The organism is Campylobacteraceae bacterium (genome assembly GCA_013215945.1).
GTDB lineage: Bacteria > Campylobacterota > Campylobacteria > Campylobacterales > Arcobacteraceae > NORP36.
Map to the genome: position 1 here is coordinate 100,367 of JABSOM010000006.1, position 15,225 is coordinate 115,591.

Annotated in this window: 14 protein-coding genes; 11 read left to right on the top strand and 3 right to left on the bottom strand. The window is 30.7% G+C overall.

Translation table 11 applies throughout. From position 1 onward, the window contains the following. The 5 genes from HRT41_07800 (at position 1) to HRT41_07820 (ending at position 4,510) form a co-directional block, all read left to right on the top strand. Positions 1-459: a tripartite tricarboxylate transporter TctB family protein gene (locus HRT41_07800; GenBank protein NQY23924.1), complete on the top strand. Its 459-nt coding sequence runs from the start codon at positions 1-3 to the stop codon at positions 457-459. 51 nt (positions 460-510) lie between these two features. After that, complete coding sequence (locus HRT41_07805; GenBank protein ID NQY23925.1) at positions 511-2,022, top strand: tripartite tricarboxylate transporter permease; 1,512 nt, start codon at positions 511-513, stop codon at positions 2,020-2,022. A 112-nt stretch (positions 2,023-2,134) separates the two neighbouring features. After that, positions 2,135-3,040: an NAD(P)-dependent oxidoreductase gene (locus HRT41_07810; protein NQY23926.1), complete on the top strand. Its 906-nt coding sequence runs from the start codon at positions 2,135-2,137 to the stop codon at positions 3,038-3,040. Then, positions 3,037-3,468 (top strand): hypothetical protein, encoded by a 432-nt coding sequence (locus tag HRT41_07815; GenBank protein ID NQY23927.1) that lies wholly within the window; start codon positions 3,037-3,039, stop codon positions 3,466-3,468. The genes HRT41_07810 and HRT41_07815 overlap by 4 nt, the downstream gene beginning before the upstream one ends. Positions 3,469-3,661: 193 nt before the next feature. After that, positions 3,662-4,510 carry a universal stress protein gene (locus HRT41_07820; protein NQY23928.1) on the top strand — a complete coding sequence of 283 codons (849 nt, stop codon included), beginning with the start codon at positions 3,662-3,664 and terminating at the stop codon, positions 4,508-4,510. A gap of 103 nt (positions 4,511-4,613) precedes the next feature. On the opposite strand, the gene HRT41_07825 is transcribed toward HRT41_07820, so the two are convergent. Both HRT41_07825 and HRT41_07830 read right to left on the bottom strand, forming a co-directional pair. Then, positions 4,614-5,339, bottom strand: coding sequence for a GntR family transcriptional regulator (locus HRT41_07825; protein NQY23929.1), 726 nt, complete (start codon positions 5,337-5,339; stop codon positions 4,614-4,616). A gap of 179 nt (positions 5,340-5,518) precedes the next feature. Continuing rightward, entirely contained in the window at positions 5,519-7,078 is a 1,560-nt protein-coding gene (locus tag HRT41_07830; protein ID NQY23930.1) for an FAD-dependent oxidoreductase, read from the bottom strand. 414 nt (positions 7,079-7,492) lie between these two features. Here HRT41_07830 and phnD point away from each other — a divergent pair, with 414 nt between their 5' ends. From phnD to HRT41_07855, 5 genes are all read left to right on the top strand, one after another. Beyond that, a complete protein-coding gene (gene phnD, locus HRT41_07835) occupies positions 7,493-8,548 on the top strand; it encodes a phosphate/phosphite/phosphonate ABC transporter substrate-binding protein (protein ID NQY23931.1) in 1,056 nt (351 codons plus the stop codon). A 135-nt stretch (positions 8,549-8,683) separates the two neighbouring features. Continuing rightward, positions 8,684-9,451, top strand: a complete 768-nt coding sequence (gene phnC, locus HRT41_07840) for a phosphonate ABC transporter ATP-binding protein (protein ID NQY23932.1) — start codon at positions 8,684-8,686, stop codon at positions 9,449-9,451. Then, positions 9,439-10,227: a phosphonate ABC transporter, permease protein PhnE gene (gene phnE / locus HRT41_07845; GenBank protein ID NQY23933.1), complete on the top strand. Its 789-nt coding sequence runs from the start codon at positions 9,439-9,441 to the stop codon at positions 10,225-10,227. Before phnC ends, phnE (HRT41_07845) begins: the two co-directional genes overlap by 13 nt. Further along, positions 10,224-11,021 (top strand): phosphonate ABC transporter, permease protein PhnE, encoded by a 798-nt coding sequence (phnE, locus tag HRT41_07850; protein NQY23934.1) that lies wholly within the window; start codon positions 10,224-10,226, stop codon positions 11,019-11,021. The genes phnE (HRT41_07845) and phnE (HRT41_07850) overlap by 4 nt, the downstream gene beginning before the upstream one ends. A gap of 10 nt (positions 11,022-11,031) precedes the next feature. Continuing rightward, a complete protein-coding gene (locus tag HRT41_07855; protein NQY23935.1) occupies positions 11,032-11,799 on the top strand; it encodes an HAD family phosphatase in 768 nt (255 codons plus the stop codon). A gap of 352 nt (positions 11,800-12,151) precedes the next feature. Here HRT41_07855 and HRT41_07860 read toward each other — a convergent pair whose 3' ends face one another. Beyond that, on the bottom strand, positions 12,152-13,711 hold the full coding sequence (locus HRT41_07860; protein NQY23936.1) for an FAD-dependent oxidoreductase: 1,560 nt from the start codon (positions 13,709-13,711) through the stop codon (positions 12,152-12,154). A gap of 421 nt (positions 13,712-14,132) precedes the next feature. Between HRT41_07860 and HRT41_07865 the strand changes: the two genes are divergently transcribed. Then, positions 14,133-15,221 carry an ABC transporter ATP-binding protein gene (locus HRT41_07865; protein NQY23937.1) on the top strand — a complete coding sequence of 363 codons (1,089 nt, stop codon included), beginning with the start codon at positions 14,133-14,135 and terminating at the stop codon, positions 15,219-15,221. Positions 15,222-15,225: the final 4 nt, after the last annotated feature.

Below are 15,225 nucleotides of genomic sequence, written 5' to 3' on the forward strand. Positions count from 1 at the left end.
TTGATGTATAACAAGACTATTGATGTTTGTAGTGGTATTTTCTTAAGCTTATTAAGTATTGCCATTTATTTATATGCAGAACAACAATATGTGGGAAGTGGAGTTAACCGTTACGGGCCTAATTTCTTCCCACAGGTCGTATCTGTAATGTTGCTCTTAGCTTCTCTTACCCTTATTTATCAAGCATTAAAAGGGAATTCCTTAAAAAACTTTGAGACAATAAATAAAAAAGGTTTTATTCGTACTTCTATTGTTTTAGGATTTGCCATTGCTTATTTATTTTTGATGCAAGTTGCAGGATTTTATCTTGCTACGGGAATATTTTTATTTGTAACTATGAAGTTTTTAGGTCTAAAAAGTTATTTAGTTACCTTGATAGTTAGTGCATGTGTTGCTACTATTGTTTTTGGAATTTTTAAAGTGTTTTTAAAAATACCTTTACCAGAAGGGCTCTTTTGAAAAAGTTTATAAAAAATTTAAAACAAGAATTTTATTTTATAGGAGAATGCAATGACACTTGATTATTTATTAGACGCATTCCAACTAATTTTTAGTACGCCTTCTAGTTTATTATTTATTGTAATTGGAGTTACTGCTGGTATTGTAGTTGGGTCTTTACCTGGATTAACTGCAACTATGGGCTGTGCTTTATTAATTCCTTTTACTTACAGTCTTCCTCCAGTTGAGGGATTATTGTTATTAATGGGAATATTTACGGGGGGAATTTATGGGGGTTCTATTTCAGGAATCCTTATAAGAACACCTGGAACACCAGCAGCAGCAGCTACCTTACTTGATGGTTACCCTTTAACTCAAAAAGGTGAAGGTGGTAAGGCCATTGGTATTGCAACTGTTTCTTCTTTTGTGGGTGGTACTATTGGTGCATTAATTATGGCATTTTTAGCCCCTGAAATTGCACAATTTGGTTTACGTTTTGGACCTCCAGAGTTTTTTGCTTTGGCTGTTTTTGGACTTACTATGATTATCTCAATTTCGGGAGAATCACTTCTTAAAGGTGTAATCGTAGTTTTAATTGGTTTATTATTAACAACTATTGGTTTTGATCCTTTATCTGGAGTGGCACGTTTTTCTTTTGAAAACGATAACTTATTAGGTGGAATTACTTTTATTCCAGTATTAATTGGTTTATTTGGTTTTGCTCAAGTATTTAGAAATGTAGAAACTATGGGCCTAGTACCACAGGTAAAATCAAAAGTTGGTAGAATTTTACCAAGATTTAAAGATATTAAAGCCCTTCTTCCTACTATGGGTAAGTCTGGAACTATTGGTGCATTAATGGGAAGTGTTCCTGGACTTGGTTGTGATGTTGCTGCATTTGTTGCATACGGTGAAGCAAAAAGAACATCTAAAACACCAGAAGAATTTGGTAAAGGTTCACATGAAGGTATTGCTGCACCAGAATCTGCTAATAATGGAGCAGTTGGTGGTGCGATGATTCCAATGTTAACCCTAGGAGTTCCTGGTGATGCTGTTACTGCTGTATTACTTGGAGCTTTAACTATTCATGGTTTACAACCTGGACCTTTATTATTTAAAGATCATATTGATATTGTTTACCCTTTATTTGCTGGTATGATTTTATGTCAATTTGTTTTATTAATTGTAGGTTTAAGTGGTGCAAAATTATTTGCTAAATTAATTAATATTAATGTTAGTATTTTGACACCAATCATATTTCTTCTTTGTATTACAGGAGCTTATGCTATGAGATTTTCTTTCTTTGATGTAGGATTAGCTCTTATTGTAGGTATTCTGGCTTATTTTATGGATAAAGCGAAATTTCCGATTTCACCCATATTATTGGCATTAATTCTAGGGCCAATGGCTGAGCAAAATATGCGACGGGCATTATTAATGTCTCATGATGATCCTAGTATCTTTTTTACACGACCAATTAGTGCTTCATTCTTAGCACTGGCTTTATTTATGGCTATTACTTCTTATAGAAGGTTTGTAAAATTGAAAAAAGCTGAAAAAGAATTGGAAAAAAAAGCTTCATAAGAAACAAAAAATAATAAACAATAATTAAAATCAAAGATAAAGGGGCTAGCCCCTTTATTAAGTATAGAAATATATTAATTGAAAAATATAAATTAAAATTAGGAAATAAATAATGTCAAATACACAAAGAAAAAGAATTGGATTCATTGGTTTAGGATTAATGGGTTCTGCCATCGTAAATAGACTACAAGATAAAAATTATGAAGTAACAGTTTTCAGTAGAAGCCGTAATGCAGGGATAGTAAAAGCTGAAAGTCGTGGTGCTAAAGTTGCTTCTAATAACAGAGAAGTAGCTTCTAATTCTGATATTATCATTATTTGTGTTGATACATCAAAAGCTGTTGAATCTATTATGTTAGGTGAAAATGGCCTAATTGAAGCACTTAATCCTGGCACGATAGTCATAGACTTTGGGACATCTTTACCTGCATCAACTAAAATGCTTGCTGCAGAAATAAAAGAGAAAGGCTCAAGTTATATGGATGCTCCACTAGGAAGAACTCCTAAACATGCACTTGATGGTTTATTAAATATAATGTCTGCTGGGGAAAAAACTGATTTTGATAAAGTTAAATCTCTATTAGCGGATATTGGTGAAAATGTATTTCATGTAGGTACTTTAGGTGCTGGACATACCTTAAAACTTATCAATAATTTCTTTGGAATGACACTTGCAACTGCAATGTCAGAATCCTTTGCTATGGCTGATTTAGCAGGAATTAAAAGAGAAGACCTTTATAATATTATGTCAGCAGGACCTCTTCATTCTATGATGATGGATTTTGTAAAATCAAATGCAGTTGATGGAAATACTAAATCTTTAGGTTTCTCAATTGGAAATGCACATAAAGATTTAGCTTATTATGTAAGTATGACTGAATCATTAAATGTTTCTTCTGCCATCGCAGCAGGTACAAAAGCATCACTTGGAAGCGCAGTAGAAGATGGAAAAGCAAACAATGATGTTCCTGATATGGTTGCTCATTTTGCTAAAATATTTGCTAAGACTGCAAAATAATGAATCATCTAAACATTGCGAAACAAGCTGTTGAGCTCGTTAAACCTTCAATTGAAGAATTATTCAAACGTACCAATAGAAAAGAACTTCATATTGTGATTATGGACCCAAGGTTAAAACCTTGGGAGTCTTCTTTTTCTGATGCAATTTTATATGAAGAATCAATTAAAAATTCTACTTGGGAAAAACCCTTTGATGACTTTGCACGAAGTAAAGCACAACAAGCTTGGAGAGAAAGTCAAGCAAATCTTGTAACACAAGCGATGCACCCATCGTCTTTAAGAGAAGGAGATTTACCCTTCTATGGATCTTTTGTTTATGGAAATGTTGTAGTTGCTTGTTCTGGTGTTGAACAATGGTTTGATATGTTAGTTAGCGGATGGATTGCTCTAGCTTTTGAACAGCTTGCAATACATGAAGTTCAATAAGCTCCTACTAATAATTGGTTTATTTTTACGTCCTTTAAATAAGAATTGTTTCTTATTTAAGAGGACCTCTACACTTTTTATTTAGAGGACAAAAACGTATTTTCTTAAATATAAAACGTGAATATAGATAATAAACATCGTATTATTATCTGTATGCATTGCTTAGAATAGATAAAAACTTAAAGGATTACACATGTATTATAAAAAACTATTTTTCCCAATTGGTGGTGGAGATGAGTTAGAAGAAAGAATTTATGGTGCACTATTAATCGCAAAAAAACTTAATATAAAATTAGATATTTTAAAGTCAAGTTTAAAAGACAATAACACACTTTATAAAAGATATGCAATTCCTGAAAAAATCATAAATGAGCTTGACCAAATCGTTGATATGAAGTATAAAGAAGAAAATGAAGTTTTTTTAGAACTTTTTAATAAGGTAGCAAAAGACTTAGCAGTCGATATTTCTATTGATACTAATAAAAATAATGCTTTGGTTCGTGTAAAAGTCTTAGAAGGATTAAGAAGTAGTTTAGTAGAACAAGAATCAAAATTTTGTGATCTTGTAATTGCTGCTGCTCCACCCTCTGGTCTTACTACTGCAACATTTGAAACTGCCGTTTTAAAAAGTGGTAAACCTGTTTTAATGTTTCCAAGAGTTTTAAGAAAGTTTTCTACTGATTCAATAATTATTGGATGGAATAATTCTACAGAAGCATCACGTGCACTCACTTCTTCAATTGAGCTATTAAAAACTGCTAAAAAAGTACATATAATTTCATCAATAGAATATGTGGAAAATTTAGATGTTTTGGAAAATCTTATTGATTATTTAAAAGAGCATGATATATGTGCCACTTATGAAATTATTAAAACTACTAGAATACCAGGACAAGCATTATTAAATGCTGCAATAAATGGAGATTTTGACATAATAATAGCTGGAGCATACGGACATAAAGGCCTAAAAGAACTTATGTTTGGTGGTGCTACTAGGTATCTACTAGAAAATACAAGTATTCCTGTATTTATGTCTCATTAAAAAATTAATTTGAAAGTTCATTATAGTAAGTGGATTAAGAGATTAGATAGAAAAAAGCTTAGTTTTCATTTTACACTAAGCTTAGCGTTTTATAGTAAAGAAATTAAATATTTGTTACTTTATCACTAAATAACATTATTTTATGTTTATACATATCTGATTTTATCACCAAATCAGAGTATTCAACTGCTTTCCCTTTTTTATCAGAAGACAATCTATGAAGAGATAAAACAGGTGTTCCTTCTTCTATTTCAAGCTTTTTAGCTTCTGATTTATTTGCAGCTTTTGCTTCTACTGTTTCTTCTGCTGTAAAAAATTCAATATTGTATTCTTTTTTTAAGTAGGTATATAAAGAATCTTCATCTAATTTATGTTCTATATTAGGAACAGTATTAATATCAAAATAATTAATCATTAAAGCAAAAGGAATTTTATTTAACAATCTTGTTCTTCTAATACATATAAGCGTATCACACTTTAATAAATCTTTTACAAAATGTTCTTCTTTAATTATTTCAAAGGTTATAGATTTGGTACTTAAGAATTTGTTTTGTTTTGCAAGCCTTTGAGTTAAAGAACCAATAGCATTTGCATCATAAAGAATTTTTTCTTCTGTTACAAAAGTTCCTTTTCCTTGTTTTTTAACAACAACATTACTTCTTTCTAATTCCTCAATTGCTTTACGTACTGTAATGCGGGAAACCTTATACATAGCCTCTAGTTTGCCTTCAGCAGGTATTAGATCATTAACTTTATAATTACGTTGAATGTCTTCTAAAAGTTTTTCTTTTAATTGAAGATAAAGAGGTATACCATTTTTTATAAACAAAAGTCATATCCTTTTAAATACTAGCACCAAAAAAATTGTAAAATCAAATAAGTTTTACTAATATAGGTACTTAAGTCATAACATTATAACATTATTTATTTACTATAGGATATTTTTACTTCTAGAGTGTATTTAAATTTATACTTTTTTTTTAAATACACCTATTTACGCAGTTTTTTTTATAAGTTATTGTTTAATATTCTTAGAGCAGTTGTTTTTTCATTTTCTTTTTTCTCATCGTTCCACTTAAAATACTCAGCCATTATATTAACAACTGTATCTAATGATTCTTTAGCAGCATCTTTATCTATTAGAGCTAAACTTGTTCGTCTTACTAAAAAATCCAAAGGTTTTTTAACAAATTCATATTCTAAACAATACATTAATTCAGCATGTGTATAAAGATAGTTTTTGTTGATATACTCATTTTTATTCCCAGAAGAAAGAACCAAAGAAGTTTTATCACCATACAAAGAAACAAGATGTTGAAATGTTTTATCTTCATTATTATTGTCTTTTTTGAAAGAATCAAAATTTTCACTTCCAATTAATTTTAATTTTTTTGTAAAACATTTATTTTTATTTAAATCAAACTTTTTATCAAGATAATCTACTACTTCTTGTGACATTTTTCTATACGTAGTCCATTTTCCACCAATAATACTTACCAAACCAGATTTTGAGCTAGTAATTACATGATCACGTACTATTGTTGATGTATCTGCATCTTTATCAGGCGCAACCAAAGGTCTAATTCCACACCAAGAAGATAAAATTTCACTCTTATTAATTTTTAATGAAAAATATATTTCTAAGTGTTTTAAAATATATTCAATATCTTTATCACTTACTTCTGGTCTTTCTTGCAGTTTTGTACTTTCATCTGTAGTACCTACTAAACATTTTCCCATCCAAGGTAAAATAAATAATACTCTTCCATCTTCCGTTTTTGGTATCATTAAACCTTCACCTAAAGGCAAGTATTTTTTGTCCAATACAATATGAATTCCAGAACTTAAATCCAGCATCTTTTTTGCTTCTTTATCATCTAAGCGTCTAATATTATCTGAAAATACTCCCGTAGCATTTACAATCATGTCTGCTTCTACTGTGTATTCTTCATTATTGATTTTATCTTTTATTCTTAAACCACTAACTTTTTCATTCTCATATTCAAAACCAAGTACTTCTTGATAGTTTTTACAAACAGCTCCATGTTTTTGCGCCGTTTGCAAAAGAGATACATTTAGTTTACTGTCATTAAATGATCCATCATAGTATTTAACCCCACCAACAAGGCCATCTTTTTTTATAATAGGAAAAGATTTTATCATGGTATCTTTAGAAACAATAGAAGATCTTCCTAGACCTTTTTTTCCTGCAACTAAATCATATAAAGTTAAACCAATAAACATATACGGCAGTTCCCACCATTTATATATAGGAGTTACAAGTGTTAATCTTGAACATAAATGCGGTGCATTCTTAAGTAAACGTGATCTTTCTTTTAAACCTTCTTTGACCAATAAGAACTGATCTTTGTTTAATTTTTTTACTGCTGCTTCTAAATAACGAACGCCGCCATGAACTAATTTAGTACTTCTTGAGCTTGTACCTTCTGAAAAATCATTTTTTTCTAATAATAATGTTTTAATTCCCCTAGAAGCTGCATCCAATGCTATTCCACTTCCAGTTGCTCCACCACCTATAATAATAAGTTCATATTTGTTTTTTTTCATGGATTCTATTCCTTATTTTCTAACTACATCATAAGGCTATAATGTTATGGGTTAGATTATAAGGTCATAACCTTTTAAAGTAGATTAAACTAAAAGATTGCATTATTTTTTAATAAAACCCTCATAATATTTAAGTAAATAACGCCAAACAAAAAAACAAAATAATTGATTTATTAGCCTTGGATGTCCCTTCTAGTCGCTTTAAATAATAAAATAAATATTATTTGAATTAAAATAGTTTTTAAGAACTTTTGAAATTTAGAAACAATTTAAGCTATCTTTAAAATTTGATACGTCACTATAAAACTATCATTATGATGTTATAATGTTGCTAGATATTTATAAGATTGTGATTAAGTATATATGTCTGACTTGATAGTGTATAGTTAAACATACAAAATTAAAGGAAAAACAATGAACACACAAAAATATGTACAAAAACTAAAAATAGCTTTTATGAGTATGTTATTTTTAGCAGGAAGTATGGCTCAAGCTGAAGGTTGTAGTAATAGAGGCGTTTTAGACAATAGATATTGTGATGAAAACAAAGATATGGTTGCCGATGCTCCTCAAAATTCGGAAAACTATAAAAACCCAAGTACATTAGTATTTACTTATACACCAGTTGAAGATCCAGCTGTTTATAAAGATGCTTTTGCTGATTTTCAAGCCTATTTATCAAAAGCTACAGGTAAAAGAATTATTTATTACACTGTGCATTCTAATGCAGCTGAAGTTGAAGCTTTACGTTCAGGACGTTTACATATTGCTGGATTCTCTACAGGACCTACAGGTTATGCAGTTAATTTAGGTGGTTTTGTACCTATCGCTGTAAAGGGAACAAGCGAAGGTTTTCAAGGGTATAACTTAATTATGATAGTTAGAAAAGACAGTCCTATCAAAAAAATGAGCGACATAAAGGGCAAAACAGTTGCTCACACATCTTCTTCTTCAAATTCAGGAAATTTAGCTCCTAGAGCGCTCTTCCCTAAAATAGGAATCACTCCAGGTGTTGACTATACTGTTAAATATTCTGGTAAGCATGATCAATCTATTTTAGGTGTTTTATCTGGAGATTATGATGCTGCACCAGTTGCTTCTGATGTTTTCAAAAGAATGAGTGCAGCAGGTAGAATTAATAGTGAAGACTTTAGAATTTTATATACTAGTCCTCAGTTTCCAACATCTTCATTTGGTTACTCAAGTGAATTAGCACCTGAATTGGCTAAAAAAATTAAAGATGCTTTTTATTCTTACCGTTTTACACCAGAAATGACAAAAACTTTTGGTGGTGCTGATAGGTTTTTCCCTATAACATACAAAAAAGAATGGCAAGTAATTCGTGATATAGCTCACTCTACAGGAGTAGCGTATACTGAAAGTGGTTTGAAAAAACTAGCAGCAAAAGATGCTGCTAAGAAAGCAAAAAAAGCTGCTAAGAAAGCTGCTGCTGCAAAAAATAAAAGCTAACACAAGTATTTTGAAATAATTTAAGCCCACTTTTTATGTGGCTTAGATTACTCATTCAGTTCTCTAAATCTTCCATATTTAAAAGAGGTTAGTATGTCGAAAACAAAAAGTTATATTGATTTAAAAGAGGTCCCTATGTCGAAAACAAAAAGTTATCTTGAAATTAAAAATCTTAAAAAATGGTACGTACCTGGAGATTTGATTTTAAAAGGTATTAATATATCAATTACAAAACCAGAAGTAATAGCCATAATTGGTCCTTCTGGTACAGGAAAAAGTACTTTGCTTCGTTGCATAAACAGACTTGTTGATCCAAATGGTGGAGAAATTATTTTTAAAGATTTAGACCTTTGTCAAATAAAAGGTTCTACTTTACGGAAAGTCAGGCGTCATATGGGAATGGTTTTTCAAGAATATAACTTAGTTGAAAGACTAAGTGTTATTGAAAATGTTTTAACAGGACGACTTGGTTATATGACTTCATGGCAGGCTTTTAGAAAAAAATTCTCGCAAAAAGATATTAATACTGCTTATGAATTGCTAAAAACTGTTGGTTTGTCTGATCACGCAAAAAAGCGTGCAGATAGTTTATCTGGGGGTCAGAGACAAAGAGTTGGTATTGCCCGCGCAGTAATGCAAAATCCAGATATTTTATTAGCTGACGAACCTACATCCTCTCTGGATCCAAAGACGGCAGTTGAGATAATGGAACTAATAACAGATTTTTCTAAGAAAAACAATATTCCAGCTATTGTAAACATGCATGATGTTAAATTGGCACAGCGTTTTGCAACTAGAATTATTGGTATGTCTGAGGGTTATGTTGTTTACGATGGAGAACCATCAGGAATTACAGACACTTTGCTTAAGGAAATATATGGAGGCGAAGAATGGATGGAATAAAAAATAATTATCCCAATCCCTTTCCTACAAATTGGAAATTAATTGGATTGACCGTACTTTTTGTTCTATATGTAATTTATTCTGTAGAGGCAATGGGCTTGAGTTGGCCTCGATTTATTCAGGGATTATCTCACGCTGGGGATTTGTTGGCACGAATGGTTCCACCAAATTTTACGCGTTGGGCATTGTTATTAGAAGGATTGATTGAAAGTATTGAAATAGCTGTTATTTCTAGCTCTATAGGTATCTTTTTATCACTATTTATAGGACTATTGGCCGCTCGTAACTTTATGCCACTTTGGGTAAGTTCTTCTGTTCGAGTTTTTATTGCATTATGTCGTTCTTTTCACCCTGTAATTATTGCTATTTTATTCGTAAAGAGCGTTGGTTTTGGACCATTGGCAGGGATATTAACTCTTATTACTGCTTCTATTGGTTTTATTGCTAAACTCTTTGCAGAAGCAATTGAAGAGATATCTCTAAAACAAGTTGAAGCCATAAGAGCAACAGGTGCTAGTTTTTCAAGTATTATTTTGTTTTCTGTTCTACCACAGGTTTTTTCCAGATTTATAGGTTTTGCAACATATCAATTTGATTCTAACTTAAGAAACTCTACAATGATTGGAATTGTAGGAGCCGGTGGACTTGGTGGTACTTTATTCTCAGCATTTCAACGTTTTGACTACGATTTTGTTGCAGCTATTTTAATTACAACCATCTTTGTCATACTAGTATGGGAATTTATATCTATTTTAGTGAGAAGGATTTTTATATGAATAACATAGATTATTATTGGGAAAGATTCACTTTAAAACAACGTCTATTGCGTTATTTAGTATATGTTTGTTTTGTATCAGCTTTATTTTTCTCAATACGAACGGTAGAAGTTATTCCTGAATTTTTCTACGATGCACCAGAGCAAATGATGGATTTATTTTCCAGAATGTGGCCTATAGAATTTGAATACTATCCTATTGCTGTTCACACTGCTATTATAGAAACATTAAACATTGCAACACTTGGTACTCTTGTAGCTTTAGTACTGGCTTTACCTTTAGCATTAATGAGTGCCTCAACTATTGTTTCTTATTCTTGGGTACATTGGGTAGCACGATTTTTTCTAGTTTCATCACGTACGGTCAATTCTTTAGTTTGGGCTTTACTTTTTGTTGCTGTTTTTGGACCAGGTATTATATCAGGGGTTCTTGCTATCGCTTTTAGATCTATTGGTTTTATAGGAAAACTTTTAGGTGAAGCATTGGACGAGGTTAACATGGGATCTGTTGAAGCATTAAGAGCAACAGGTGCTCCTATGATTACCATTCTACTTAAAGCTTACTGGCCTCAAGTAATGCCAGCATTTTTTAGTATTATACTATTTAGGTGGGATATAAATGTTAGAGAATCTGCAGTTCTTGGCTTAGTTGGCGCTGGTGGAATTGGTGTAATCTTAAGTGATTCTATGAACTTATTTCAATGGAGACAAGTTTCAATTGCATTATTGGCAATTTTTGCAGTAGTTATTATTGCTGAAATTATTGTTGTAAATATTCGAAAAAAATTAATATAAATAGGAAATTATGAAAAGCCAAAAAATACAAAGCTTACCCATTAAAATAGATAATAATATTGAAGTAATTTTCAGTGATCTTGATGATACTTTAACATGGGAAGGAAAAATGCACCAAGAGACGTACCTATCATTAGGTGCACTTAAAAAAAATGGAAAAAAAATTGTAGTAGTAACTGGCGCTTGCGCTGGTTGGTGCGACTGTATTATTAGAACTTGGCCAATAGATTGTATCATTGGCGAAAATGGTGCTTTTTGGTTATATTTAGATGAAAATGGAAATTTAATTAAACAATATCAACTAGCAGAGGATGTGCGTAAAAAAAATTATTTGAAATTTATCAGTTATGCTGAAGAAATAAAACAATTATTTGGAATACCCTTAGCACAAGATCAAAATTTTCGTATTACAGATATTGCATTTGATATCAATCAAGAAGTAAAAATTGATAAAGATATTGTTATTAAAGCATCTAATTGGCTAAGAAAAAAAGGCTTAAATGTTTCTGCTAGTTCAATTCATATTAATGCTTGGTTTGGTGACTACAACAAGGCTAAAACTTCGCTTTCTTGGCTTGAAAAACATGGTATCAAAAAAGAAAAATGTGCATTCATTGGAGATTCTTCTAATGATGAACCAATGTATGAAGCTTTTGAACTAACAGTGGGAGTGGCAAATATTGCAAAAGTATTAGATACCCTTACTCATAAGCCAAAATATATCACCCATAGTAACGGAGGTTTTGGATTTGTTGAGTTTGCTCATTCTTTGATATAATCTAAAACTTTTTTTATCAGTTTATGATTGTGAAAATTGGTTTGTTCATGGTGTGAGGAATCAGAGTTAATGATAAACGCAAGCAGTAGCTTCTAGTGTAGTTAGAGGTGAAGCAAACAATAGTTCTGCTGCTGTTTATGCAATTGAAACATACAACGAATATCTTCTAAAAGTTTTTCTTTTAATTGAAGATAAAGAGGTATGCCATTTTTTATAAACAAAAGTTATATCCTTTTACTAATATAGGTACTTAAGTCATAACATTATTTATTTACTATAGGATATTTTTACTTCTAGAGTGTATTTAAATTTATAAGTTTTTTTTAAATACACCTATTTACGCATTTGTTTTTTATAAGTTATTGTTTAATATTCTAAGAGCAGTAGTTTTTTCATTTTCTTTTTTCTCATCGTTCCACTTAAAATACAAAGCCATTATATTAACAACTGTATCTAATGATTCTTTTGCAGCATCTTTATCTATTAGTGCTAAACTTGTTCGTCTTACTAAAAAATCCAAAGGTTTTTTAACAAATTCATATTCTAAACAATACATTAATTCAGCATGTGTATAAAGATAGTTTTTGTTGATATACTCATTTTTATTCCCAGAAGAAAGAACCAAAGAAGTTTTATCACCATACAAAGAAACAAGATGTTGAAATGTTTTATCTTCATTATTATTGTCTTTTTTGAAAGAATCAAAATTTTCACTTCCAATTAACTTTAATTTTTTAGTAAAACATTTATTTTTATTTAAATCAAACTTTTTATCAAGATAATCAACTACTTCTTGTGACATTTTTCTATACGTAGTCCATTTTCCACCAATAATACTTACCAAACCAGATTTTGAGCTGGTAATTACATGATCACGTACTATTGTTGATGTATCTGCATCTTTATCAGGCGCTACCAAAGGTCTAATCCCACACCAAGAAGATAAAATTTCACTCTTATTAATTTTTAATGAAAAATATATTTCTAAGTGTTTTAAAATATACTCAATATCTTTGTCACTTACTTCTGGTCTTTCTTGAAGTTTTGTACTTTCATCCGTAGTTCCTACTAAACATTTTCCCATCCAAGGTAAAATAAATAATACTCTTCCATCTTCCGTTTTTGGAATCATTAAACCTTCACCTAAAGGCAAGTATTTTTTGTCCAATACAATATGAATTCCAGAACTTAAATCCAGCATCTTTTTTGCTTCTTTATCATCTAAGCGTCTAATATTATCTGAAAATACTCCCGTAGCATTTACAATCATGTCTGCTTCTACTGTGTATTCTTCATTATTGATTTTATCTTTTATTCTTAAACCACTAACTTTTTCATTTTCATATAAAAAACCAAGTACTTCTTGATAGTTTTTACAAACAGCTCCGTGTTTTTGTGCCGTTTGCAAAAGAGATACATTTAATTTACTGTCATTAAATGATCCATCATAGTATTTAACCCCACCAACTAAACCATCTTTTTTTATAATAGGAAAAGAGTTTATCATGGTATCTTTAGAAACAATAGAAGATCTTCCTAGCCCTTTTTTTCCTGCAACTAAATCATATAAAGTTAAGCCAATAAACATATACGGCAGTTCCCACCATTTATATATAGGAGTAACTAGTGTTAATCTTGAACATAAATGCGGTGCATTCTTAAGTAAACGTGATCTTTCTTTTAAACCTTCTTTAACCAATAAGAACTGATCTTTGTTTAATTTTTTTACTGCTGCTTCTAAATAACGAACCCCGCCATGAACTAATTTAGTACTTCTTGAGCTTGTACCTTCTGAAAAATCATTTTTTTCTAATAATAATGTTTTAATTCCCCTAGAAGCTGCATCCAATGCTATTCCACTTCCAGTTGCTCCACCACCTATAATAATAAGTTCATATTTGTTTTTTTTCATGGATTCTATTCCTTATTTCCTAACTACATCATAAGGTTATAATGTTATGGATTAGATTATAAGGTCATAACCTTTAAAACTAGATTAAACTAAAATATTATATTACTTTTTAATAAAATCCACATGCTATTTAAGTAAACTAACACTAAGATAACGCCCAAACAAAAATTCAATATAATTAATCTTTTATACTTAGACTGACCTTATAGTGGCTTTAAATAATAATAAAAATATTATCTGCATTAAAATGTTTTTTAAAAACTTTTGAAATTTAGGAACAATTTAAGCTATATTTAAATTTTGATACGTCACTATAAAGGCTATCATTATAATGTTATAACGTTGCTAAATATTTATAACAACATAGAGATTTTAATTATTAATATGAAATTGATAAAACTGAGAATTAGGAGTAAAGTGAATGTCATTAGAACTACAAAATATATCTATGAGCGTTGATGGTAACATGCATATTTATAATACAAACTTGACACTGAAAAAAGGAACGATGAATGTTCTTCTAGGAAGAACCTCTTCTGGAAAAACCACCTTAATGCGAATTATGGCTGGATTAGATGTACCAACATCTGGTAAAATCCTGTGGGAAGGTAAAGATGTTACTGGTATGAAAGTACAAGATAGAAAAATTGCAATGGTATATCAGCAATTTATTAATTACCCAGCAATGACTGTATATGAAAATATAGCCGCACCCTTACGATTAATGAAAAAAAGCGAAGATTTCATTGATAAAGCCGTAAGAAAAACTGCTGGATTAATGAGAATGACAGATATGTTGCATAAAAAACCCCTTGAATTATCAGGTGGACAGCAACAACGCTGTGCTTTGGCACGCTCACTTGTAAAAGGGTCTGGGCTAGTTCTTTTAGATGAACCATTGGCGAATTTAGATTATAAACTAAGAGAAGAATTAAGAGCAGAAATACCAAAATTATTTGAAGAATCGGGTGCAATTTTTGTATATGCAACAACTGAACCAGAAGAAGCACTTCTATTAGGTGGTAATGTGGCTACCTTATGGGAAGGTAAAATAACACAATTTGGAAAAACAGCAGATGTTTATCACAATCCGAACAATGCAACTACTGCGAAGGTTTTTTCTAACCCAGCAATGAACTTTTTAAATATAGAGAAAAAAGATGGATTTATTTATTTTCACAATTCAAATAAAATTCCAGCTACTGACATCTTTCTTAAACTTGAAGATGGGGAGTATTTAGCTGGGTTTAGACCAAATCACCTAGAGTTAAAAGCAAAAAGTGATTCTGCTTTTCATTTTGATACGAACTTATCAGTAACAGAAATTACAGGCTCTGAAACTTTTTTACATTTGTCTTATGACAATGAAAATTGGATTGGTTTGGTTCATGGCGTACATGATTTAGAATATGGTTCAAATTTAAGTGTTTACTTAGATTTACGACATATTTTTATTTTTAAAAAAGATGGTGATTTATTACAAACTGCCTCTTATGTAACAAACAGATAGAAGG

Coding starts and splice junctions, on each gene's coding strand:
- phnC (NQY23932.1), top strand. CDS start 8,684: ATGTCGAAAACAAAAAGTTATCTTGAAATTAAAAATCTTAAAAAATGG.
- HRT41_07830 (NQY23930.1), bottom strand. CDS start 7,078: ATGAAAAAAAACAAATATGAACTTATTATTATAGGTGGTGGAGCAACT.
- HRT41_07855 (NQY23935.1), top strand. CDS start 11,032: ATGAAAAGCCAAAAAATACAAAGCTTACCCATTAAAATAGATAATAAT.
- HRT41_07810 (NQY23926.1), top strand. CDS start 2,135: ATGTCAAATACACAAAGAAAAAGAATTGGATTCATTGGTTTAGGATTA.
- HRT41_07820 (NQY23928.1), top strand. CDS start 3,662: ATGTATTATAAAAAACTATTTTTCCCAATTGGTGGTGGAGATGAGTTA.
- phnE (NQY23934.1), top strand. CDS start 10,224: ATGAATAACATAGATTATTATTGGGAAAGATTCACTTTAAAACAACGT.
- HRT41_07865 (NQY23937.1), top strand. CDS start 14,133: ATGTCATTAGAACTACAAAATATATCTATGAGCGTTGATGGTAACATG.
- HRT41_07860 (NQY23936.1), bottom strand. CDS start 13,711: ATGAAAAAAAACAAATATGAACTTATTATTATAGGTGGTGGAGCAACT.
- phnD (NQY23931.1), top strand. CDS start 7,493: ATGAACACACAAAAATATGTACAAAAACTAAAAATAGCTTTTATGAGT.
- HRT41_07805 (NQY23925.1), top strand. CDS start 511: ATGACACTTGATTATTTATTAGACGCATTCCAACTAATTTTTAGTACG.
- phnE (NQY23933.1), top strand. CDS start 9,439: ATGGATGGAATAAAAAATAATTATCCCAATCCCTTTCCTACAAATTGG.